The organism is Streptomyces sp. NPDC014801 (assembly GCF_043082085.1).
Taxonomy (GTDB): domain Bacteria; phylum Actinomycetota; class Actinomycetes; order Streptomycetales; family Streptomycetaceae; genus Streptomyces.
This window is the reverse complement of the sequence record NZ_JBIBXG010000014.1, coordinates 169,522-192,218: the sequence shown is the minus strand read 5'-3', so window position 1 is coordinate 192,218 and position 22,697 is coordinate 169,522. Positions and strand designations below refer to the sequence as shown.

The following is a 22,697-nucleotide window of genomic DNA, read 5'->3' as shown; positions in this document are numbered from 1 at the left end:
GGCCACCGGACCTCCCCCGGTGCCCGGGCACCGAACCACTCGACGCCCCTGCGCAGTTCGCCAAGGAGGACGGGATGCGGACACCGACGGCGGGGCACGGCCCGACCACCGCCCGGGCACTGGGCGAGACACTCGCCGGAGCCCGGCTGGTCGACCTCAGCCGGCCCCTCGAAGAGGGCATGCCCACCTATCCCACCCACGCCAAGTACTTCCAGAACCGATGGCTGTCGATGGGCGACGTCGCCCGCATGAATCAGCTCGTGCTCGGCGAGCATACCGGCACCCACGTCGACAGCCCCTGCCACTTCCCGATCGAGGGCCCGCACGCCCGCGTCAGCGTCGACGAGCTCCCGCTCACCGCGCTCACCGGACGCTGTGCGACCGTCACCCTGGATCCGCCGCCCGGCCCCGACGAGATGGTCGGCCCCCAGCCCCTGCTGGACTGGGAGGAGAGCAACGGCCCGTTCGAGGCCGGGGACATCGTGCTGCTGGACTTCCAGTGGGCTCGCACCCGCTGGGACCTGCACGAGGCGGGCTTCGCCCACCTGCGGAACTGGCCGGGCATCGCACGCGAGACGGCCGAGCTGCTGCGCGAGCGCTCCGTGCGGGCGGTGGGAACCGACTGTGTCAGCCTCGACAGCGGCGACGGCGGACGCGGCGCACTGCCGGCGCACTACGTCCTGCTGTCCGCCGGTGTGCTGATCATCGAGAACCTGGCCAACCTCCACCGGCTGCCGGCGCTCAGCTTCTTCCTGGCGTTCCCGCTGCGCATCGTGCACGGCACCGGCTCCCCGGTGCGCGCGGTGGCCGTCGTGGACGGAGCAGAGCAGTGACCGCCCATCACACGGCCGTCCTCGGCCGCAACCTCACCGACCCGTCCCGCGCCGCACACGAGAAAGACCTCGAAGCGGGCCTGAAGCCCCCGGTGTTCGACCAGATCGTCATTCCCGAGGAGTTCGGCCCCGTCGATCTGCTGGTGGACGACCTCAAGGTCAAGCGATTCGCCTTCTCGCAGGACGACCACGGCGACTGGTACCTGCGCGCCGGCCCCGACGGCCCGCGCATAGGCCACGCCGCACTGCTCGCCAACGACTTGCTGCAGCTGTTCACCCTGAAGTACGCGGCCAGCCAGGTCGTGGGCCTGCACACCGAGGAGGAACTCTGGTTCGACCGGCCCGTCCTGGTCGGGCAGCGCGTCCGGCTCACCGGACGCTACGTGGACACGTACGAGCGACGGGGGCAGGGCTACGTCGTCATGGAGGCCGACGCCCGCGACGAGGAGGGCCGCACGCTGGTCCGCCACCGCGGTGTCGAGATCATGCGCACCACGCCGGGCGAGGTGGCCGGCCGCGGCTCGGCGGGCCCCGCCACCGGTCGCCGGGCCGGCGACGACTTCGACACCTCCCTGCCCCTCGCGGAGCGTCTCGGTGGCAATGCGCTGCCCGGCATGGGGCTGGAGCCGCTGCGCAAGGAGATCACGTTCGAGCAGATGGCCGTCTTCTCCCGGATCGGCGAGTTCGTCACCAACATCCACGACAACCTGGCCACCGCACGGGCCGGCGGCCTCCCGCTCCCGATCGTCCAGGGGCAGCAACTCGTCTGCTATGTGTCCGAGTTGCTCACCCGCGCCTTCGGTGCCGAGTGGTTCCGGACCGGCTGGCTGCATGTGAAGTTTCTGCGGCCCGTCAGCGCCTTCGACCGCATCGAGGCCGCGGGGGCGGTGCGCCAAGTGGAGCGGGACGGTTCACGGACGCGGATCGGACTGGACGTATGGGTCCGTCGCGGCGACGGAACCCTGGCCGCGGTCGGCTGGGCACGCGGGGAGGTCCCGACCCGCCGGCCGACGCACGCAATTCTGCCGTTCGCGGGCATCATGTAACCAAAGCCCGCAACACGACCCGAAGGAGGCACCGCGTGGCACGACTGCCCATGTACGAGGTGATCTACCAGGACCTCGACAGGCAGCTGTCCAGCGGCACCCTCAGGCCCGGTGACCGGCTGCCGTCCGAGGGGGAGATGGCGGAGCACTACGGCGTCAGCAGAATGACGGTGCGGCAGGCCGTGGGCCGCCTCACCGACGAACGCCGGCTGGTCCGCCGCCGTGGCGCGGGCACGTTCGTGGCCGACCATCAGGCCACCTTCCGCAAGGTGCACAGCCTCGGCCCGTACAGCGAGGACATCGGCCGGGGCGACGCCGTCATCGACACCGTGGTCCACCTCCGCGAGGTCGCCGACGCGCCCGAGGACGTCAGTGACAGACTCGGCCTCAAACCCCGGCAGAAGGTCACCCGGCTGCTGCGGCTGCGCGTCGTCGACGGACAACCGGCGGCCATTCAGGACTCCTGGATCCCTTATGGACTGGCGCCCTCGCTCGCCGACGACGAACTGCTCGACGGCTCCCTCTACCGGACCCTGGTCGACCGCTTCGGCATAAGGCTCACCTGGGCCGAGCAGGAGGTGTCGGCGGCCGCGGCCAACGCCGAGCAGGCGGCACTGCTCCAGGTGCCACCGGGCACCCCGCTCATCGCCATCACCCGGCTCACCCACGGCGACGAGAACGGGCCGGTGGAGTTCGCGCGCAGCTGGAGCCGCCCCGAATTCCCGCTGCTCATCAGGCTGGAAAGGTGAGGCACCATGGCGAGCGACGACGTCGTGTGTGCCGTGGACGTGGGCACATCGGCGGTTCGGGCCGCCCTGGTGGCGCCCGACGGGCGGCGGCTGCTCCAGGCGAGCTGCAGGCGAGGCGCCGACGAGGGCACCGAGACCTTCGACGCAGAGCGGCTGTGGGACGACTTGTGCGGCGTCCTGCGTCACGTCACGGATCACGCGGCACGTCCGCGACTGCGGTGTCTCGCCATCGCGGGGCACGTCGGCCAGGTTTTGGTCGACGACGAGGGCTGTCCGCTGGGCCGGGCCGGAGGGTGGGCCGACTCCCGCGGCGTGCGGGAGGTCACCGCCGCGTGGAGCGACCCGGCCCTCCTCCGCCTGACCGGCCGTCCCGCGGTGACGGGCGGGGCCGTCCCCCTCCTGCACTGGCTCAAAGACGCCGACCCGTCGCTGCACCAGCGCGTCCGATGGGCGCTCGCACCCAAGGACTTCCTGGTGCTGCGTCTGACCGGCGAGGCCGCCACCGACATGACCAGCGCGGCGTACACGCTCGGCAGCGATGTCACCCGCCGGGCCTGGGACCCCGGCCTGCTCGCCGCCGCGGGGAAGGGGCCGGAACACTTCCCCGAGCAGCACGCCGCGACGGACGTCGTCGGCGCCGTCACCGCGAGCAGCGCCCGCACGACGGGCCTGCCCGAGGGCCTGCCCGTGGCCGCCGGAGGCCCCGACGGCACGGTCGGCGCCGCAGCCGTCGCAGGCTCGGTCCCCCACGCCGTCGTGGACGTGGCCGGTACGACCGACGTACTGACCCGGGTCATCGCATCCCCGCACGACCGCCCCTCGGCTGCCGTACTCAACCCCTATCTCACGCCCGGGCTGTGGACCTGCGGCGGGGCGACCGGCATGACCGGCGGAGCGCTGGCCTACTGGGCCCGCCTGCTGGGGCTCGGCGACCCGGCCACCGCTCTGAAGCGGCTGGCACCCGCGCTCGGCGCCATCCCCGCGGGCAGCGACGGACTGTCCATGTCACCGCTGCTCACCGGCAGCCGTTTCCCCGGCTGGAACCAGACGGAGCGGGGCGGCCTGTGGGGCTTCGGCGAGCACCACGGGACCGCCCACGTCCTGCACGCCGCGCAGGAAGCCGCCGCGTACGTCGTACGTCAGGCCGTGGACACCCTCCTGAGCGGCGACGCCCCCGACACGCCGGTCGTACTGGCCGGCGGACCGTCACGCTCACCCGAACTGGCACAGCTGCGGGCGGATGTCCTCGGCCGGCCGGTGCACGCCGGCTCCGAGCCCGACGCAAGCCTGCGCGGTGCCGCCCTCCTGGCGCTGGTCGCCGCAGGGCTGGAGCCCAGCCTGGAAGCGGCGCAGGCACACACGGAACCCGACCTGCGCCGGTTCACCCCACGGGCCGAGATCGCGGCACGCTATGAGGAGCTCTACCGGCAGTGGCTGGCGGCCAAGGACTGCTGGACCGTTTCCTTCGGATCTTCTGCCTAGGGGGCCGGGCTGCTTGTCGTCTGGTCGGAGCGGGTGGCGATGCCCCCGCCACTGCTTGTGGCGGTGGAAGCGGCGCTCGACGACGTTGCGGCGCCGGTAGACGGCCCCGCCAAAGCCACGGGCCGCCGTTCACGGCGACGTCATCGACCCGCGAGCTGGTCCACGCGGTCGGGGATGATCGCCTTGGTGCCGCGTCTGCGCAGGTAGGGCGGGGAAGGTGCGGACCGGGCAGCCCTTGTCGGTCACCACCCGCTCCGGGCGGACGCGGGGTCCTCCACGTCCGGGCTGCGTGACACCAGTCTCGTCGATGACCGCTTCGAAGCCGGCTGGACCGTCCGGGCGCGAGAGAGGCCTCCCCGGGGAAGTTTCGATCCGGTGCGGGATGTCGTCGATCACCTGGCGATGGATCTCGCCACCACCCGCACCGGCGAGGCTGGCCCGAAAGCGGTTCAGACGGCGTTGGGAGCGCCCTGGTGGGCGTTGAGCGCGTCGGACGTGCTCGGGTAGTGGGGCAGGAGGCTGTCCACTCCGGTGAGGGTGAGCATGCGCATCAGCCGGTCGGGGACGGCCGCCAGGGTCAGGGAGCCGCCGACGGCCTGGGCGCCGTGCCAGATGCCGATCAGTGCGCTGAGGCCGGCGGAGTCGCAATAGCCCACGCCGGACAGGTCCAGGATCAATCGGTGGTGGCCCTGGTCGATCAGCTCCAGCGCGCGGGTACGCAAGCCGGGTGCGGTATGCAGGTCGATCTCGCCGGTGACGTGGGCGACCGCTGCGGGACCCGGGGTGGCAGTCAGGGTCAGCTCGATGTCGTCGGTCATGGTGGTCAGTGCTCCTCCCCAGCGGGCGCGGCGGCGGTGTATGCGGTGGATGCGGCCCCCGTCGCGGCGGCGGCCTGGTCGGGAGTGGGAACAGACAGAGCCAGCAGGGCGACGTCGTCACTCGCACCCTCGGGCAGGGCCTCCAGCAGAGCGACGGTGTCCTGGATCAACTGCGCCGCCCCGCACGAGGCGGGACGAGCGGTGAGGAAGGCCGTCAGGCCCTCGTCACCGAGCATGGTGCCATTGCCGGTGTGTGCCTCGGTCAGGCCGTCGGTGTAGAGAAGCAGGGCCTGGCCCGGGGCGAGGTGGAGGGTGGTGGAGGCGAAGCGGGCGCCGGGGAAGGCCCCGATGAGCATGCCGCCCTTGGGATGGACCGCTTCCACCCGCGTGTGCGTGGCAGACCCGGCTTCGGGCGGGGCAGGGCTGAGGTGGTAGGCCGGGGGGTGCCCACCGGTGGCCAGCTCCACGACGAAGCCCCCGGCCGCGTCAGGGGTGAGGGTGGCGAAGAAAGCTGTGCAGAACCGGCTGCCCGCCAGCACATCGGCCAGCAGGGCGCTGTTCAGGGCCTCAAGTACCGCAACGGGATCGTCCGTGTGCTGGGCGGAGGCCCGCAGGGTGTAGCGGGCCAGAGAGGTGATGGTCGCCGCCTCGGCGCCCTTGCCGCACACGTCCCCCAGGAACAGCCCCCACTTCCCTGCCGACAGGGGGAAGACGTCGTAGAAGTCGCCGCCTACCTGGTGCGCGGACGCGGTGTGGTAGTGACAGGCCAGCTCCAGGCCGGGGACCGTCGGCAGCGCCGGCGGCAACAGGGTGCGCTGCAAGGTGGAAGCGAAGGAGGCGATCGCCGCCTTGTCCCTCTCCGCCTGTTCCCGGGCCGCCCGCTCGGCCTCGGCGACCCGCTGCTCCTGGCGTACGGTGCGCAGTGCGGACAGGCGCAGCTCCATCTCGTCCAGGACGATCGCCGCCAGGTCGGTCAGGGTGGCAGTCTGTTCGGCAGTGATGGAGCGGGGCTTGGTGTCCAGCACGTTGACTGTGCCCAGCTTGTGCCCGTCCGCGGTGGTGATCGGCGCGGCGGCGTAGAACCGAACCCCCAGCGGACCGGTGACCAGCGGGTTGCCGCAGGCGACGTCGTCGAGCAGAGTGTCGGGGATCACCAGCGCATCGTCGCGCAGCACCGCGGAGCCGCACAGGCCCGGGTCCCGGCCGATCTCGCTGACCCCGTCCAGCCCGTGCGCGGCCTTGAACCAGATCCGGTCCTCGTCCACGATCGTCACCGTCGCCACGGGGACGTCGAACAGCCGGGCTGCCAGCGCAGCCACCCGGTCGAATGCCCCGTCGGGCGGGGTGTCGAGGATGTCGTAGCGGCGCACCGCCTCCATCCGGCCGACCTCGACGACCTCGTCGGGCACCAGATGCAGGCGCTTGTCGGCTGCGCCGTCCTCGGATGCCGCTGCCTGCTCGGGCATCGGCGTTGCACCTCCTCGACCTCCCGCAGTCACCGGACGCGACGCGGGCCAGCGGCAAGCCTACGCCGAACGAGTTTTCGAGGGTCATCGGGTGGTGCCCTCAAAGGATCACCACCGACGTCGACGGGCGGTGCCGCCCTCCCGTTGGGTCCCTGTCCGGCAGTCCCACCAGGCCAGGCCCGCTTCCTCCGCGTCCCTCTGCGGACGACAGAGGCGTAGCGCCTCGGACGACCGATCACTCTCAGCGCCAGCCATGGCGGGCACGTCCCCGTGACCTCGCTGCGTTGAGCGAGCAGCTGTCCGAAACCCCCCGAGACCGCCTGCGCGTGCCTGGCACGGCCTCGCCCGCGACGTCCAGGCCGCCATCACCGAACACGCGAAGGATGAGGGGTAGTCACGGACCACGGCAGAAGTGCTGAGCAGCCGGCCGCACGGGCGGCGGTCCGGCCCTTGACCAAGGCCGCCAGGCCCTCGCCGAGCATTCCGCCGGCGCAGCCGGTGAGGGCGGCCATGCCGACCTGTCCCCGGTTTCGGCGGGCCGCCCCCCTTCCGGCGCGGGCAGCGCGGTCAGGCGGCCCTGCGGCGCTGCTGCCGGATGGGCTCACCCACCCGGTGCAGATGAGTGAGGGCCTCGCGGTACGACTGGATCAGGCCGGTCTCGTGGTAGGGAACGCCGATCTCCGCGCAGTAGGCGCGGACGACGGTCTGCGCTCGCCGCAGATGAGCCGTGGGCATGCTCGGGAACAGATGGTGCTCGATCTGGTAGTTCAGCCCGCCGAGCAGGACGTCGGTCAGCCGACCGCCGCGCACGTTGCGTGAGGTGAGCACCTGGCGACGCAGGAAGTCGGGCCGCTCGTCACCGCGGAACGTGGGCATCCCCTTGTGGTTCGGGGCGAAGGTGCAGCCGAGGTACACGCCGAAGAGGCACTGGTGCACCAGGAGGAACGCCACCGCCTTCCCCGGCGAGAGCACCAGGAACAGGGCGGACAGATAGGCCGCGAGGTGGAGCAGGAGCAGCGCCGCCTCCAGCGTCCGGTGCTTCATGCCCGGCGAGCGCAGCGCCCGCAGGCTCGCCACATGCAAATTGAAGCCCTCCAGGGTCAGCAGCGGAAAGAACAGCACTGCCTGATGACCACCGATGAGGCGGGCCGGCCCCCGGCTCACGCGGGCCTGCTCCGTGGACCACACCAGAATGTCCGGGGCGACGTCCGGGTCGAGTTCCTCATGGTTGGGGTTGGCGTGGTGACGGGTGTGCTTGTTCATCCACCAGCCGTAGCTCATGCCGATCCCGAGATTGCCGAAGAGCCGGCCCCCTGTCTCGCTCGCCCGGCGCCGCCGGAACACCTGACGATGGGCCAGATCATGGGCGACGAGGGCAATCTGACCGAACATCAGCGCAAGGAAGGCGGCCGTCGCCATCTGCCACCAGGTGTCCCCGAGTGCGGCGAAGGCTCCCCAGCCGCCCGCCGTCAGCGCGATCACCAGACCGAGCCGCGCCGCGTAGTAGCCGGGACGGCGTCTCATCAGTCCCGCCTCGGTGATACGGCGGGACAGCCGGGCGAAGTCACTGCCGGCTCCGGCGTCGGAGGGGCGGGGCCGGGCGGCGGGCACGGGGGCCGCGACCGCGGCCTGCGGGGTCATCGTCATGCCACCGAGTCTCGACGCGTGCGACCAGCAGAAACAGCCTGCCAGTCACCGTCTCCGGCGGGGGGTTTCCCCCACCGTGGCGAGGGTGCTGCCACCAGGCGCACCGGGCCCTGAGGCGATCCAGGGCCCGGCGACCCGCGACCGGCGCTCAGGCCTCGCGCGCGGTCCTGCGACGGCGTGCGGCGACGACCGCGCCGGCACCGGCGACGACGGCGGCCGCGCCGGTCAGGGCGATCGGCGCCATCGCCGAGGACGAACCCGTCGCGGCGAGGTCGCCCCCGGCGCCGGCCGCCGTGGTCGTCGTCCCGGTCACCTGCTGGGACGTGCCGCCCTGCGCCGAGGGAGCGGAACCGGAACCGCTGCCGGGCTTGGCCGCACCGGGCCGCTGGTCGTCGTCCTGGCCGGGCTGGCCGGGCTTGGCGTCGCCGGCCGGAGGAGTCTTGCTGCCGGCGGGCAGCACCGTGAAGTCGTAGCGCTTCATCGGGCCCAGAACGCACGGGTTGTACGCGTCGGAGGCGTCGGCGGCGAGGAGGGCGAACGCGTCGGCGTCCTTGGCGGCCGAGCCGACCTTCATGCGCAGCTTCACGTCGCTGTGCTCGCCCGGCTTCATGACGTCGACGTGCGCGATGTGCTGGGGGTCCTCACCGTTCAGTGCCTGCCAGGTGGAGCCGTTGGACCACTGGACTTCCAGGAGGCTCTGCGCACCGCGGCTCTCCGCGGCGACGTGGAAGAACACGAGGGGATCCACGGCCAGCGTGCGCCGGGTGCCATTGGCCACGCGCAGGGTGAAGTCGACGGTGCTCCCGGCGGTGACCTTGGCGGGCAGCCCCACCGCCAGCGAGGTCAGCCCGTTCTCCCGGACGCACTCCTTGGCCGTGGCGAGCGCCTTGTCCGCGGCCTGCTTGGCCGCCCGGGCCTTGTCGAGGGCCTGCTGAAGGAGGCTGTACTTGCGGGCGGCTGCCACGCGGGCGTCGTCCAGCGCTGTGTCGGCCTTCTCCGCCGCGGCGTCGGCCTCCTGCTGGGCCGTGACGGCCTTCGCCAGTTCGGCTTCCGCGGCGTCGAGCCCGCGCTGCGCCTCGGCCTTGTCGGAGTCGCTCTGGGCCGCCTCCAGCTTGGCCTTGGCGTCCGCGACGGCCTTGTCGGCCGCGTCCTTCACCGCGGCAGCCTCCTTGGCGGCCTTGTCCGCGGCGATCGAGGCCGCCTTGAGCGGGTGCGTGTCCGAGTCGAGGGTCTTCAGGGTCGCCTCGACCTCCTTGCGCCCTTCCGCCGCGGCGGTGACGGCCTGGTCGTAGGCCGTCTGCGCATCAGCGGCGGCCTTCACCAGCTCCGCGTACGTCGGCTGGTTCTGCGTCGGCGCCGCCGACGTCCCGGAGGCGAACGCCGGAACGGCGGTGAGCAGCGCGACGGGCGCGGCCACCGTCACGGTGGCGGCCACGGCGAGGGTACGGCAGAACTTCACTGAGGTCCTTTCACGACCAGGGCAGCATGCATCGAGTGACGCGCTTCGGCAGCCTGGAACCCGTCGATCTTATAGTCCAGGTAAAGCGAATGATGATCCCATTTTTCACATACGGGGCCCGCCACAACTGTGAGGCCGTCCACCCGGCGGGAGCCACCACCATGAGACCACGCACAACTACGGTCGCACCGGCGGCCGTTGCTGCCTTCCCCCGGGAGGGGGAGGCCGGATGATCCCTGGGGTGGATGTGACCAGCGCGGGTGACGGGAAGTCTTGGAGCCTCGGCAATTCGGATGTACGGGGGTCACCGTGGCTGTTCCTGCGAACTCGGAGGTGCGCGGCGTTCCTGGGCCGCCGACCACAAGCCCGGGGCGGACGTTGTGGTGGCGGCGGTGGCCCAGGTGGGTACCGACTGCCGCTGCTGTGTGGGGCGTGTTGTACGCCGGTGTCGAGGTCACTTGGGCGGCGGCGGGCGTCACCGTACCGTGGAAGGAGCACGCCTCGTACGCGCCGGCGGTCCAGGTTCTCCTGGCGGCACTTTCGCTCCTGGCCGGCGGCGCCTGCCTGGCCGGCACCCGAACTCTCGCCAAGCCCGGCCGGGTTGTGGTGGCGACGGCCCTGATCACGGCTCTCCTGGTGTTCGTCGTAGGGACGAACGGACTGCCGATCTACTTCGTGACACTGGTGACGCTCTCGGGGATCGAGAGCGCCACCGGGCTGGCCCAGGTGCTGTTGAACACGGCCGGCGCCGCCCTTCTGCTCCTCGTCGGCTTGTCGTACCGCCGACGGCTGCGCGGCGACTGCCCGCGATGTGGGCGGCCGCACGCCGGCGCCAGCGACGGCCCGCTCGCCCACCCAGCCCCCTCCCGAGCCCCGAGACGGACCCGCATCTCCGTGTACCTGCTCATGTGCGGACTCCTGCCGTGGGCAGCAGCCAAGTGCATCTGGACACTGGGCGGCAACGCGCTCGGCGTCGCGGGCGATGACTGGCAGAGGACGACGAGCGCCAGCGCGTCGGGGCCGTCGAAGGCGGCCGCTTCGGTGGGGATCGACGTGACCGTGCTGGCCGCGATGGTCGGGATCTTCCTGCTGCTGGGGTTGCTGTACGTGTGGGGGCAGGTGTTCCCCCGGTGGACTCTGTTCCTGTCCGGACGAAGGGTCCCACGCCTGCTGCCATTGATTCCGGCATGGCTGACCGGTATCCCTCTGGCGATGTACGGGGCCGTCCTCATCATCATGTCCCCGCTCATCGCCGTCGGCGTGCTGCCCGAGATCAAGCCGTCCCCGCCGTTCACCACCAGCTCGGGGATCACCTGGATGGTCGCGTTCGGCGGCCTGGCGTTCGCCGGTCTGGGCATCGGCCTCATCGTGGCCGCTCGCTCCTACGCCGCCCGCACCCGTCCCGTCTGTGCCGGCGCCACGGCAACGCAACGGCCCGAGTAGTCGGGTCCTGGGAGCACCCGAGTGAGTGCGGGTACGCGGCGCCGCCTCCCGTCCGCCCCCGGCACCGTGGTGCAAAGGCGGAGGGGCCGGCAGATCAGGGAGGCCACCCCGCACCGCGCCTGCGAACCTCCCGGCCGGCGCCGGGCATCCGCGCCCACCGCACGGTCGGACCTCGCGTGTAGCCTCCCGCTGACGCGGTCGATCACGGTGATCGACCAAGGGGGAAGGGAAGCATGAGCAGAGAAACCCGACGAAGAGCGGCCTGGGCCACGGCGGGCGGCGCCGCGGCCCTCGTCCTCCTCACCGCGACCGGCGCCCACGCGGAGGGCCGGGGAGACATCCGTGTGGTGGGGGCCGTCGTCAACGGCGGTCATCCGGTGGGCATCGGGACCGCGAAGGAGATCTCGTTCCCGGTCGTCCTCACCGTCCGGGACAACTCCGGGGTGAAGGGCGTCAGCCGGGTCAGCACCCTCAACGTCTCGAACGCCTACGGCTTCATCGAGTGGACCGGCACGTCCTGCGCGAAGAAGTCGGCGACCACCTCGGTGTGCACGGCCACCCTGAAGGCCACCCCCGCATGGATGCCGGCGAGCGACGACATCGACACCAACCGCGTGGCCGGGCTCTGGCAGGTCAACGCCACCGTCAACGCGAACGACCGCGACTACTGGATCTCCGACAACATCGCCCGATACTCGGTCAAGCGCGCCACGACGCTGACCGCGGACGCTGCGCCCGAACCCGTGCGCAGGGGCGGGAAACTCACCGTCACCGGAACGCTCAGCCGGGCGAACTGGGAAACCCTGAAATACCAGGGCTACGCCGGCCAGCCGGTCCAGCTCCAGTTCCGCAAGGCCGGCACCACCCGCTACACCACGGTCGGAACCGTGAAGACGAGCAGCACCGGCCGGCTCAGCACCACCGTCACCGCTACGGCGGCAGGTGACTGGCGTTGGTACTACCCCGGCACCTCGACGACCATGCTCGCCGTGTCGGCCGGCGACACCGTGACGTTGAAGTAGCCGCGGCTCAGAAGTCATCGTCCAGGTCGACGGTGCCCTGCACTGCGACCTGGTACGCGGAGTCCGGCGAGCGGTTCGTCGTCACGCTTGCCGGTCGCCGCGTCGGCCACGGTCTTGAGGGGCAGAGCGTCCAGTTCATGGGCGGACAAGGAAGCTCTGGCAGACCGTGACCGAGCCCGCACGAGCCCCATGGCAGCACCTCGCCCCGCCGCACGGCGACGGGGCGAAGCCACCGGGACCCGCCCGGTGTCCGGGGAGGGCAGGCGGACGGCCGGTCAAGAGGTGAGGCGGTCAGGGGACGAGGACGCGAGTCGGCGGCGGAGTGGGGGCCCGGCGGCGCGTGGGGCGCAGGGGCCACCACAGGGCGCGGCCCAGGAGGGTTGCGAGGGCCGGGACCAGGGCGAGTGAGAGGACGACGGCGGAGAGGAGGATGCCGAGCGTCAGCGCGAAGGCGATCTGTGCGCTGCCGGGGGTCGTGGCGAGGGTGGCGAAGGAGCCGGCCAAGACCAGGCCGGCGGTGCCGACGGCGGGCGTGGTGTGGCGGACGGCGCGGGCCACGGCGGCGCGTGACGGGCCGGGGTGGTGCATCTCCTCGCGGATCCGGTCGGTGATGAGGATGTTGTAGTCGGTTCCCAGCGCGACCACGAACAGGAACAGCACCAGCGGCAGGGTGAAGCTGACGCCGCGCTCGTCCAGCACGTGCTGGAACAGCAGGGTGGCGGCGCCGAGGGTGGCGGCGAAGCCGAGGCCGACGGAGAGCATCAGGACCAACGGGGCGAGCAGGCTGCGCAGGAGCAGCAGCAGGATCAGGGCGATCAGGGCCGCGGCGACCGGGAAGACGATCGTCAGGTCGTGGTCGACGGCTACGGAGATGTCCGCGAAGATCGCCGCCGTGCCGCCGACGTGGGCGCTCGTCCCGGCGGGCGTGTGGGCGGCGACGGTTGCACGGACCGGGCCGGAGGCCAGGTCGCGGGCCCGCGCGCTCTGCGGGTCGGCGGTGAGGAAGAGGTCGATCCGGGCTGCGCGGTGGTTCTTGTTCATGACGGTGCCGCTGACCTGGCCGACGCCCTCGGTCTTGGCGAGGGCGCGGGCAAGGCCGTCGAGCCGGGCGGGTTCGAGGGTGCCGCCGTCCGTGGCGATGACGTAGACGGTCGTCGGGTCGGACACGCCGGCCGGCAGGGCGCGTGCGATCTCCTTGGCAGTGGCCGCGGCCGCCGTCCGGGATTCGCCGCCCTGGCCGTAGTCCATCCGGATCCCGGCCGTCCCGGCGGCGAGGGCGCCGAGCAGTGCGAGGGAGCCGAGCAGCAGGACCATCGGACGACGGGCGACGAAGGCGCCGTAGCGGGCGGCCGCGCCCGCCTGCGGCTCCCGGTGCAGGCTGCGGGAGGGCCAGAACATCTTGCGGCCGCAGGCGGCGAGCAGGGCCGGCATCAGGGTGAGACTGCCCAGCAGCATGATCAGGACGGCGACGGCGATCGCCGGGCCGAGCGAGCGGAACTGCCCGAAGCTCGCCACGCCGAGGGTGGCGAAGGCGGCGACGATGGTCAGCGCGGCCGAGGTGATCGCGGTGCCGACCCGGCCGGACACCTCGGCGGCCGCCTCACGGGCGGGCTGGTCGGGCCGGGCGCGCAGGTGCTCGCGGAACCGGAAGAGCAGGAACAGCAGGTAGTCGACGCCGATGCCGAGCAGCACCACGGAGATCAGGCCCGGGGTCGAGGCGTCCAGCCGCAGCCCGGTGAGGGTCGCGGCGCCTGCCACGGCTCCGGCGGCCACTCCGCCGATCACGGTGACGGCGAGCAGCGGCAGCACGGCCGCGAGCACGCTGCGGAACACCAGCACGTTGAGCAGGACGATCAGCACAGTGACCAGGCTGCTGCCGATCAGCGCGGCGACCCGGTTGTCGTCCGCGCTGTCGGCGGCCTCGGCCAGTGGGCCGGTGAACCCGGTGCGCATCCCGACGGCGGCGAACTTCGCGCGGGCGGAGTCGCGGAAGGTCCGGTAGATGTCCTGGACGCCCTCGTCCACGGCGCTGCCGGTCAGTTCGACGGAGAGCAGCTCGAAGCTCCGGTCGGGAGCCGTCATCGCCGGGGCGACCCGTGGGGTCTGCGAGCGGTCGGGCTTGAGGAACGCCGGCTCGCCCTCCTCCCTCGGCATGGTGACCCGGCGCTTGCCGAGCTCCGCCGCCTCTGCCTCGATCCGCCGCTGATCGCCGTCGGTGAGCGCCTTGCCGTCGTTCCGGGCGACCAGCACGGTGAGCGTGGTGGCGTCGGGCTTCACCCCGAACTCCTCCTCGGCGATGCGCAGGGCGGCGGCCGAGTCGTAGCTCTTCGGCAGGAAGTCACCGGTCTGGGACTGGGTGACCCGGCCGAGCAGCATGGGGCTCAGCGCGCCCAGTGCAAGGCCCAGCACCGCCCAGAGGGCGAGGACCTTCCAGGCGTGTCTGGTGGAGAATCCGGTCAGTGCGCGGATCACGGTGCCCTCCGGCTGATGGACGCGAACGTCGGCTTGTTCGCCGGGGGTTCCCGGCAGGTTTCCAGACCATCAGGCGAAGGGTGTGCCGGGCGTCCGGACAGCGGACGATGCGGGACGGGGCCCCCGGTCCCCCTGCGGGCCGGAACCAGGACCGTGCTCCTGGTCCGCCCGCGCGTCCTCGGCCGGAGGGACCATTCGGGGCCGGGTGGGCCGATGCCAGAATGAGGCAATCAACGCGGCCGACCGGGAGGACGAGGATGGACGGGCGTCAACAACCCGGTGCGGCCGGGGGCGGGGTGCCGCAGAGCCGCCCGGGCGGCTTGCCGTGGACGCGGGCGGACGCGCTGACGGCCGTGGGAACCGGCTCGCTGGACCTGCTCGCCCACCTGCTCGTCGGCGAGGCGGCGAACACCCGGGGCGTCGGCGTGCCGGGCTTCGTCCTGCTCGTGCTGTCGGGCGTGCCGCTGCTCGCCCGGCGCCGCCACCCGGTGCAGGCGCTCGCCGCCGTTCTCGTGCTCCAGTCCGCGATCGACCTGTCGACCCCGATGGGCCCCCACTTCGGCGCCGTCCTGATGGTGGCGGTGTACTCGGTCGCCCGGAACCGCGCATGGCCGGTCACCGCAGGCGCGGCAGCGGTCACGGCGCTGGTGACGATGGTGAGCCAGAGCGACTTCCCGGTGCCCTCCGTGGAAGCGGGCATCGCGGCCGTCGCCTCCACCACACTCGTGGCCGCCAGCGGCCTCACCGTCGCCCGCTGGCAGCGCGAGGTGGACGCCAACCGCCGGCTGCTGGCCGACCGGGCGGTGGCCGAGGAGCGCCGCCGCATCGCCCGGGAGTTGCACGACATCGTGGCCCACCACATCACCACCATGCAGCTGATGGCCGGGGGTGCCCGCGCCAACCTCGCCGACCCGGAGGTGGTGCGGGAGGCCCTGGTCACTCTGGAGTCCTCCGGGCGGCTGGCCCTGCGCGAAATGCGCCAACTGCTGGACGTCCTGCGGGCCGGTGACGAACCGGACACCGCCCCGGCCTCGCCCCAGCCCGGAGCCGACGACCTCGGCCGGTTGGTGGAGGAGTCCCGCCGGGCAGGGCTGCCGACCGCGTTCACCGTGTGCGGGCCGCGTCGGCCGCTTCCGCCGACCGTCGGCCTGACGGTGTTCCGGATCGTCCAGGAGGGCCTGACCAACGCACGCAAGTACGCCGGGCCGGCCAGCGCGTCCGTCGTGCTGACCTACCGCCCGGACGGAATCACCGTCGAGGTCCGCGACGACGGCCGGGGCGCGCCGTCCCAGGACGCCAGGCACGAACCGGTGCGGAGCGGGTACGGCCTGATCGGCATGCGCGAGCGGGTCGCCCTGCACGGCGGGGTCCTGGAGGCGGGGCCACGGCCGGAGGGCGGCTTCGCCGTGGTGGCGGAGCTGCCGCTGGCGGCGGACGAGGCGGCCGAGGCGGCCGTCCAGAGCGGGGAGCCCAGCGCCGGTGGCGGCCTGCTCGGGGAGGCGGTGTGCCGGTGACTGCCGTGACATCCGCGATCCGGGTCCTCATCGCGGATGACCAGCCGCTGGTCCGCCGCGGCCTGTCGCTGATTCTCTCGCCGGACCCCGCCTTCGAGGTGGTGGGTGAGGCGGAGGACGGCGCGCAGGCTGTCGCGCTCGCCCAGCGGCTGCGCCCCGACGTCGTCGTGATGGACATCCGGATGCCCACCCTGGACGGGGTCGGCGCGACCGAGGAGCTGGCCCGCGTCCTGCCCGGATGCCGGGTTCTGGCACTGAGCACCTTCGACATGGACGAATACGTGGTGGCCGCGCTGCGCGCCGGCGCGTACGGGTTCCTGCCCAAGGACGTCTCTCCGGAAGACCTCGCCGCGGCGATCCGCACCGTCCACACCGGGGAGGCGGTGGTCGCCCCGCGCCTGCTGACCCGGCTGATCTCCACCTACGTCCGAAGGCCCCTCGGCGCCCCGCCACCGCCCGCCGTCGTAACAGGGCAACTCACCCCCCGAGAGGCGGAGGTGTGGCGGCTGATGGCCACCGGCCTGGACAATGCCGCGATCGCCCGGACCATGGACATCAGCCACTCCACGGTGAAGAACCACATCACCAGCCTCTTCGGCAAGCTCGACGTGCGCGACCGCGCCCAAGCGGTCATCGCGGCGTACGAGTCCGGCCTGGTCACCGCCCGCTCGCAGGGCAGCGCCGGGCACGGCGGAGGGGATGGCTGAGAAGGCTCAGGGCAACGCGGCGCACGGGTCAGGACTCGCCCTGCGCCAGGCCGGTTCCACCTGCCACAGAGCACTTCGTCGAACAGCGCCTCGGTGTGCGGGCAGCCCTGTGGCTCTCCGCAACAGGTTCACCGGACTCATCACTTCGTGGACGCGGCAACGGGCGGCCGACCGCCTGTCCGGGCGTTGCGTTCCGTACGGCTTCGACGATGCGGAGGGGAAGACCGGAGAGCTCCCGGTGGTCGGGACGCTCTTCCTCGGATCGCGCCTTGCCGCTGACGGCGACGGCACCCGTTCCTTCAGCTGCTTTCGGCGAGCGTCGTTTCCAGGGTGGCGATGTACCGTGCTTCGGCTTCCCTTCGGATGGCGGCGAAACGGCGGTCCACAACGAGTACGGGAAGGGCCCAGAGAAAGCCCCACGCGCTGAAGGATGCGACGACTCCGGTCTGACGCAGCACCGTGTTGGTCAGGAAACACAGGATGCCGCTGAGGGCCCAGACAGTCGTGCGATGGCGGCCCAGGAAGCGCACGGGGGCGTTCCACGGCCCGGACAGCGCCTCGAGGGTCACGGCGCGGACGATGGCGTCGCGGTCCTCGGTGTTCACGTCCCTGGTCGCCACTTCGTCGCCCTGCCGCAGATCCACGGCGAGGGCACGTGCCTGTGCTTCGGTGTCACGGCCCGCGACCACGGCGGCCGCCGCTTGCATCCGCATGTCGTCCCAGTAGCCGCGCCGGGCCCATCGTTCTGCTGCGGCCAGCCGGTCGGCTTCGTCGGACCGCGGTGCGAGCTGCTTGAGGCGCTCGGACAAAGCGACGGCCCGCCCGGCCCGGCCCGGGTACTCGAAGGCGTCGGCGCGCAGGCACAGTTCGGCGTAACCGGCCAGCAGCCCCAAGTGCTCGCTGTCGAGAGCGAGTCCTGCCCGGAAGGCCTCCTCCGCGGCGTCGTCGTGGTCGTCGTCGTCCTCGGCGCAGTGTCCGAGGGCCAACCAGCAATACAGGTCGGGGTGGGGGCCGTGCTCGTTCAGACCCGCTTGGGCGGCGCGCCTGACGGCCGCGTTTCCTCCGGCCACGAACAGCTGCTCGCAGCGCCGCTGGTACTCATCAATCGTCGTCACCCGGGGCTCCCGCAGCCGTTGCCGCCCCTTTCTGCCAGGGCGTGCACATGTGCGGACCGATCTTCGCAGCCCGCGATCCCGTGATGCACCAGGGGTGTGCTCTGAGAGGCGCAGGCACCGGCGGGACGTATCTCGAGCGCCCGGACGGCTTCCGGGTGAAATCCTCCGCCGTGGCTACGGAGACCGAAGTGGGAGAGCTGTTGCACCAGCGTGACTGGCGGACCGCACCCGCCGAGTCTCGGCCCTGACCACCAGGGCCGAGACTCGCTGCGTGCCGGTGCGGTAATGCAGACGAGCGGGGGCATGCGCCGCCGGGTGGGGCCGCGGCGGCGCACGCCAGGTGTCGGCCTCAGCCGGCCGGACGGGCGGTGGTGCGGGTCAGGACCGGCGCCGGCGGCTCACCCGGCGCAACGCGGCGAAGCACACGGCGGTCGCCGCGGCGGCCAGGCCGGCCGGCACGAGCAGGTTCGGGGAGGAGGCCGGTCGGGCGTCGGCGACGGGGGTCAGCTGCTGCAGTGTGGCGCTTCCGGGGGGAGCCGGGGCGACATGGCTGACGGAGGCGACGGAGCCGTCCTCGCGCAGCAACAGCCGCGGGGCCTGCGGACGGCGGAAGTCGAAGGCGTGCAGCAGGGTGACGGCTCCGGCGTCGAAGGAGGCGTCACCGATGCGGCCGGTGCGCCAGTTGTCCTCGATGAACCGCAGGATCGAGGACTGCGTGGTGTAGGTGTGATCGATGTGGTTGACGCGGCTGTACGGGGAGACCACGAGCAGCGGCTGGCGGGCGCCGGGGCCGCAGCGGTCCTGGTAGCCGTGGGCCGGGGCGGGACCAGACTGGCAGGCGGGAGCGTCCGTCGGCGCGCCCGTCGAGTCGGGTGAGGTGTCGGTCGAGCCGTTGACCGGGCGGTGGTAGACGTGGTCGTACCAGCCGTCGGAGTCGTCGTAGGCGACGACCACGGCCGTGGAGGACCACTCGGGCGAGTTCTGCAGGGCGTTGATCTCCCGGACCAGGAAGTGTTGTTCGTCCAGGGGGTCGGACTTCCCGGCGTGGCCGTCCTGGTACTTGCCCGCCTTCAGGAAGCTGACCGCAGGCAGGTTGCCCGCCTTGAGGGCGGCGTCGAAGTCGCTGAGGTCGTAGTTGTGGTTGGCCCGGTCGGTGCTGCCGATGGCGGCCACGCTGCTCGGCGACAGGTGGTGGGGGTTGGCCGTCGAGCGGTAGTAGGCGAACGGGTTGTGGTGCGGGTCGTAGTCCGGGAACCGAGTGCCGTTGATGTTGGCGTGGGCGCTGTCGCAGGCGGCGTAGGTGCCCTGCTCGCCGGGCCAGGGCGTGCTGGGGCGGAAGCCGCCCTGGAACCAGCCCCAGGTCACCCGTCGGGCGTTCAGCAGGTCGCCGACGTTGCGGCCGGTCATCGCGGCGGTCACCCCGTGGGTGGTGTGGTTGTCGTCGGCGCAGTCGTCGTAGGCCGGCTCCGGGTCGGTGATCATGGTGCCGACGCCGTTCGCGTCCGGTGACTTCACCGCCGACGGGTCGGGCGTCGTCGTCCGCCGGGGGTTCTCGGTGCCCGAGTCGGGGTCCATCGACACCACGCCATGGGTCTGCCCGGAGATCAGGCTGATGGCGCCCGGGGTGGAGGGGCCGTAGACGTCGCTGAAGGAACGGTCGCCGAGGGTGTAGTGCTGGGCGTAGTTCCACAGCGCGGTGACGGTGTTGCCGTCGTAGTAGTCCATGACCAGACCCGGTTCGCCGTACAGCCCGCCCGAGCACCTGTCCCGCTCGGTGTTCTGCACGAACCGGTCCGCCGCGCCGCCGTTCAGGGCGCGTTGCTCGGGGCTGTAGTTGTGGTTCTGGTCGCAGGTCACCGCCTCGGCCTGGCTGAGCCGGCGGGGCGGGTAGAGATTGGGGTTGTGCTCCAGCAGATGGGCGGTGCGCAGGTTGTCGATGTCCTTGGGGGTGCGGCGGTCCGGCGTGAAGCGGGTGCCGTCGGTGTTCGCCGCGTAGGGGTAGGTGCCGAAGTAGTGGTCGAAGGAGATGTTCTCGTCGAAGATCACGACCAGGTGCTGGACGGGCGTGCTGGTACTGATGTGCCGTCGGGCGGCCGGGCCGTCGGCGGCGGCCTGGGCCAGCGGGGCGGTTGCGGTCGCGCACGCGAGGGCGATGGCCGCCGTCACCGCCGCCCATCTGCCGGGCCTGCGGCGACTGCTCCCGGTGGTGCTCTGACGGTTCCTCATCGCGAATGCCCTTCATCCGGTGCACGGGTCCTGGCGGGGACCCGGCTCGACCAACGGATGGTTTTCTCCTGACGACCTGTTGTCAAGACATAACGTCAGAATGGCTCGTAGCTATGGACCTCGCGCCGCAGCCGCCCTAGCATCGACCGCCGCGGCGCCGCGCTCGTCGGCGCCACGCCGAAGGGGGCCCGGGCCCATGCGCAGCACCGACTCCGGACCCGCGCGCAGCGGCGGAGCAGGGCGTCGGCGTCTGCCGCGTGCCGTGCGCGGAAGGCGGCGGTACGGCGCGCTCCTCGCCGTCGGCGCCCTGGTCACGGCGGGAGCGCTCGCCGCCCAGGGGGTGTCGGCGAGCGGGGACGCTCACCCCCGCGCCGGCACCGGAAGCCCGGTGGAGGCCGCGCCCGGCCGCTGTGGCGCGGGCTGGGCCCACCCGCACCCGGGGCCGCAGCGGCTCACCGTACGCAACGGCGGGAACCTGCCCGTCGAGGTACGGCTGCAGGACGCCGCGTCCGGTGCCGTCCTCGCCGAAGTGGAAGAACTCGCGCCTGGCACCAGCCGTCCGATGCCGGTGCGGCTGGGCCCGGGGACGTACCGCCTGCTGTGCCTGCCCTCCGGCGGGGACGCCATGAGCGGCCCTGCGGTGCCCGTGTCCGGGCCGGGCGAGCGGGGCCCCGCCGTCCGGCCGGTCACCGAGCACGACCTGATCCCGGTGGCGCTCGCCTACCAGCGGTGGGTCACCGGTCGGCTCACGCCCTTGCAGGCGGACGCCGACGCGCTCCGCGACGCCCTCTCCCGCGGCGAGCGGGGCGCCGCCCGCCGCGCGTGGCAGACCGCCCACCTGTCCTACGAGCGGCTCGGCGCCGCCTACGGCGCGTTCGGGGAGCTGAACGACGCCCTCGACGGCACGGCCGACGGGCTTCCGCACGGGACCGCCGACCGGGACTTCACGGGTTTCCACCGCATCGAGTACGGCCTGTGGCACGGCGAGTCCCTCACCCGGCTGCGCACCGAGGCGGACCGCCTCACCAGCACCTTGGCACGCCTGCGCGCCCAGTGGGCCCGCACCGAGGTCGACCCGGCGGACATCGGCCTGCGCGCCCACGAGATCGTGGAGGACACGATCGAGCTCCAGCTGTCCGGGCGCACCGACTACGGCAGCGGCACCACCCTGGCCACCGCCCGGGCCGACCTGGACGGCACCGCCGAAGTGCTCGGCCTGCTGCGCCCGTTGCTCACCTCCCGACTGCCGCACCCGGAGCGGATCGACCGCGCCCTCGACACGGCACGGCGACGGCTCGACGCCCAGCGGCACGACGGCACCTGGACGCCGCTGCGCAGGCTCGGCCGGACGGACCGCGAACGGATCGACGCCGCCTTCGGCGACCTGGTGGAGGAACTGGCCCCCGTCGCGGTGGTCTGCGAGCCGAGGAGGACCGCGTGAACCCCACGGACCGGGACGAACACGACGGCGACAGGCCGCCGGCCCGGCGCACCGTCCTGCGCGGCGCCGCCGCGGGCGTCCTCGGCGCCACGGCCACCGCGTCCTGCGCCCCGGACCACGCCCCCGCGGCGCGACGGGCGGCCGCGACCACGCCGGCCTTCCACGGGCCCCACCAGGCCGGCGTACTGACCCCCAAGCAGCCGCACGCCGCCTTCGTCTCCTTCGACGTCACCGCCGCAAACCGCGCCGAACTGGCCGAGCTGCTGCGTACCCTGACCGCACGTCTACGGTCGCTGACCGGGGGCGGAGCACCCGACCCGGTCGGCATCTCCGCGCCGCCGCCCGACTCGGGCGTGCTCGGACCCGACGTGCCCGCCGATGGTCTCACGGCGACCGTCGGCTTCGGCGCCTCCCTCTTCGACGACCGGTACGGCCTGGCCTCGCACCGGCCACGCCGCCTGACCCCGATGGAGACCTTCCCCGACGACGCCCTGGACCCCGCCTGGTGCCACGGCGACCTGCTGCTGCAACTGGGCGCCGACCACCCGGACACCGTGCTGCACGCGCTGCGTGACGTCGCCCGGCACACCCGCGGCGGGATGCAGGTGCGCTGGCGCATCCAGGGCTTCGACAGCCCACCCCGCCCCTCGGGCACCTCCCGCAACCTGCTCGGCTTCAAGGACGGCACCGCCAATCCCGACGTCACCGACCCGCGCGCGATGAACCGGCTGGTGTGGGTCGGCCCCGGGAGCGGCGAGCCGCCCTGGACGACCGGCGGCAGCTATCTCGCGATCCGGCTGATCCGCATGCTGGTGGAGTTCTGGGACCGCGTGTCGGTCAACGAACAGGAGCGCATGTTCGGCCGGCGCAAGGACACCGGCGCGCCCCTCGACGGACAGGACGAGCACGACGTCCCGCGTTACGCCAAGGATCCCTCGGGCGATGTGATCCCGCTCGACAGCCACATCCGCCGCGCCAACCCCCGCACCCCGGGCAGCGAGGACACCCGGCCGCTGCGCCGCGGCTACAACTACGACCTGGGCACCTCCGCCAACGGCAACCTCGACATGGGCCTGGTCTTCTGTGCCTTCCAGCAGGACCTGGACCGCCAGTTCCAGGCAGTGCAGCGACGGCTGGCGGGCGAACCGCTGACGGACTACATCTCACCCTTCGGCGGCGGCTACTTCTTCCTGCCACCCGGCGTGCGGGCCGCGCCGACTGGCTGGGCAGCGGGCTGCTCCGCAGCGCGTGACGCCG

The 22,697-nt window shown here is 72.5% G+C and carries 16 protein-coding genes and 1 pseudogene; 10 read left to right on the top strand and 7 right to left on the bottom strand.

Annotated elements, in window-relative coordinates; translation table 11 throughout:
• The first annotated feature begins 74 nt into the window (after positions 1–74).
• From ACF1AL_RS32060 to ACF1AL_RS32045, 4 genes are read left to right on the top strand one after another with little or no spacing between them, the layout of a single operon-like run.
• Positions 75–833, top strand: coding sequence for a cyclase family protein (locus ACF1AL_RS32060; protein WP_391706526.1), 759 nt, complete (start codon positions 75–77; stop codon positions 831–833).
• Positions 830–1,879, top strand: a complete 1,050-nt coding sequence (locus ACF1AL_RS32055) for a hypothetical protein (protein ID WP_391778581.1) — start codon at positions 830–832, stop codon at positions 1,877–1,879. The genes ACF1AL_RS32060 and ACF1AL_RS32055 overlap by 4 nt, the downstream gene beginning before the upstream one ends.
• A 35-nt stretch (positions 1,880–1,914) precedes the next feature.
• Positions 1,915–2,628 carry a GntR family transcriptional regulator gene (locus ACF1AL_RS32050; RefSeq protein ID WP_391706531.1) on the top strand — a complete coding sequence of 238 codons (714 nt, stop codon included), beginning with the start codon at positions 1,915–1,917 and terminating at the stop codon, positions 2,626–2,628.
• A 6-nt stretch (positions 2,629–2,634) separates the two neighbouring features.
• A complete protein-coding gene (locus ACF1AL_RS32045) occupies positions 2,635–4,110 on the top strand; it encodes an FGGY-family carbohydrate kinase (RefSeq protein ID WP_391778580.1) in 1,476 nt (491 codons plus the stop codon).
• A gap of 449 nt (positions 4,111–4,559) precedes the next feature.
• Here the strand turns inward: ACF1AL_RS32045 and ACF1AL_RS32040 are convergent, their stop codons facing one another.
• From ACF1AL_RS32040 to ACF1AL_RS32025, 4 genes are all read right to left on the bottom strand, one after another.
• Complete coding sequence (locus tag ACF1AL_RS32040) at positions 4,560–4,928, bottom strand: STAS domain-containing protein (protein ID WP_391778579.1); 369 nt, start codon at positions 4,926–4,928, stop codon at positions 4,560–4,562.
• A 5-nt stretch (positions 4,929–4,933) separates the two neighbouring features.
• Positions 4,934–6,394, bottom strand: coding sequence for a PP2C family protein-serine/threonine phosphatase (locus tag ACF1AL_RS32035; protein WP_391706538.1), 1,461 nt, complete (start codon positions 6,392–6,394; stop codon positions 4,934–4,936).
• A 567-nt stretch (positions 6,395–6,961) separates the two neighbouring features.
• A complete protein-coding gene (locus ACF1AL_RS32030; protein ID WP_391706542.1) occupies positions 6,962–8,041 on the bottom strand; it encodes a fatty acid desaturase family protein in 1,080 nt (359 codons plus the stop codon).
• A 148-nt stretch (positions 8,042–8,189) separates the two neighbouring features.
• Positions 8,190–9,500, bottom strand: coding sequence for a hypothetical protein (locus tag ACF1AL_RS32025; RefSeq protein ID WP_391778578.1), 1,311 nt, complete (start codon positions 9,498–9,500; stop codon positions 8,190–8,192).
• Positions 9,501–9,932: 432 nt separating this feature from the next.
• Between ACF1AL_RS32025 and ACF1AL_RS32020 the strand changes: the two genes are divergently transcribed.
• Positions 9,933–10,943: a hypothetical protein gene (locus ACF1AL_RS32020; protein ID WP_391778577.1), complete on the top strand. Its 1,011-nt coding sequence runs from the start codon at positions 9,933–9,935 to the stop codon at positions 10,941–10,943.
• Between the two features lie 233 nt (positions 10,944–11,176).
• Entirely contained in the window at positions 11,177–11,965 is a 789-nt protein-coding gene (locus tag ACF1AL_RS32015; RefSeq protein ID WP_391778576.1) for a hypothetical protein, read from the top strand.
• A 291-nt stretch (positions 11,966–12,256) separates the two neighbouring features.
• Here ACF1AL_RS32015 and ACF1AL_RS32010 read toward each other — a convergent pair whose 3' ends face one another.
• Entirely contained in the window at positions 12,257–14,437 is a 2,181-nt protein-coding gene (locus ACF1AL_RS32010) for an MMPL family transporter (RefSeq protein ID WP_391778575.1), read from the bottom strand.
• 257 nt (positions 14,438–14,694) lie between these two features.
• On the opposite strand from ACF1AL_RS32010, the gene ACF1AL_RS32005 reads away from it, so the two are divergent.
• Positions 14,695–15,951 (top strand): sensor histidine kinase, encoded by a 1,257-nt coding sequence (locus ACF1AL_RS32005; protein WP_391778574.1) that lies wholly within the window; start codon positions 14,695–14,697, stop codon positions 15,949–15,951.
• The gene (locus ACF1AL_RS32000; protein WP_391778573.1) at positions 15,948–16,658 is read left to right on the top strand and encodes a response regulator; all 711 of its coding nucleotides are present in this window, start codon (positions 15,948–15,950) and stop codon (positions 16,656–16,658) included. The genes ACF1AL_RS32005 and ACF1AL_RS32000 overlap by 4 nt, the downstream gene beginning before the upstream one ends.
• Before the next feature lie 299 nt (positions 16,659–16,957).
• Here the strand turns inward: ACF1AL_RS32000 and ACF1AL_RS31995 are convergent, their stop codons facing one another.
• Together ACF1AL_RS31995 and ACF1AL_RS31990 are read right to left on the bottom strand one after the other, a co-directional pair.
• Entirely contained in the window at positions 16,958–17,773 is an 816-nt protein-coding gene (locus ACF1AL_RS31995) for a hypothetical protein (RefSeq protein ID WP_391778572.1), read from the bottom strand.
• 378 nt (positions 17,774–18,151) lie between these two features.
• Positions 18,152–19,999 carry a phospholipase C gene (locus ACF1AL_RS31990; protein WP_391778571.1) on the bottom strand — a complete coding sequence of 616 codons (1,848 nt, stop codon included), beginning with the start codon at positions 19,997–19,999 and terminating at the stop codon, positions 18,152–18,154.
• Between the two features lie 196 nt (positions 20,000–20,195).
• On the opposite strand from ACF1AL_RS31990, the gene ACF1AL_RS31985 reads away from it, so the two are divergent.
• Both ACF1AL_RS31985 and efeB read left to right on the top strand, forming a co-directional pair.
• Positions 20,196–21,440 (top strand): imelysin family protein, encoded by a 1,245-nt coding sequence (locus ACF1AL_RS31985; RefSeq protein WP_391778570.1) that lies wholly within the window; start codon positions 20,196–20,198, stop codon positions 21,438–21,440.
• A pseudogene (gene efeB / locus ACF1AL_RS31980) lies at positions 21,437–22,692 on the top strand (iron uptake transporter deferrochelatase/peroxidase subunit). The gene ACF1AL_RS31985 and the pseudogene efeB overlap by 4 nt, the downstream one beginning before the upstream one ends.
• Positions 22,693–22,697: the final 5 nt, after the last annotated feature.

What these genes read in the sequence shown, in the direction of transcription:
- ACF1AL_RS32060 (WP_391706526.1), top strand. Translation starts at nt 75, where the DNA reads ATGCGGACACCGACGGCGGGGCACGGCCCGACCACCGCCCGGGCACTG.
- ACF1AL_RS32045 (WP_391778580.1), top strand. Translation starts at nt 2,635, where the DNA reads ATGGCGAGCGACGACGTCGTGTGTGCCGTGGACGTGGGCACATCGGCG.
- ACF1AL_RS32040 (WP_391778579.1), bottom strand. Translation starts at nt 4,928, where the DNA reads ATGACCGACGACATCGAGCTGACCCTGACTGCCACCCCGGGTCCCGCA.
- ACF1AL_RS32035 (WP_391706538.1), bottom strand. Translation starts at nt 6,394, where the DNA reads ATGCCCGAGCAGGCAGCGGCATCCGAGGACGGCGCAGCCGACAAGCGC.
- ACF1AL_RS32030 (WP_391706542.1), bottom strand. Translation starts at nt 8,041, where the DNA reads ATGACGATGACCCCGCAGGCCGCGGTCGCGGCCCCCGTGCCCGCCGCC.
- ACF1AL_RS32015 (WP_391778576.1), top strand. Translation starts at nt 11,177, where the DNA reads ATGAGCAGAGAAACCCGACGAAGAGCGGCCTGGGCCACGGCGGGCGGC.
- ACF1AL_RS32005 (WP_391778574.1), top strand. Translation starts at nt 14,695, where the DNA reads ATGGACGGGCGTCAACAACCCGGTGCGGCCGGGGGCGGGGTGCCGCAG.
- ACF1AL_RS31990 (WP_391778571.1), bottom strand. Translation starts at nt 19,999, where the DNA reads ATGAGGAACCGTCAGAGCACCACCGGGAGCAGTCGCCGCAGGCCCGGC.
- ACF1AL_RS31985 (WP_391778570.1), top strand. Translation starts at nt 20,196, where the DNA reads ATGCGCAGCACCGACTCCGGACCCGCGCGCAGCGGCGGAGCAGGGCGT.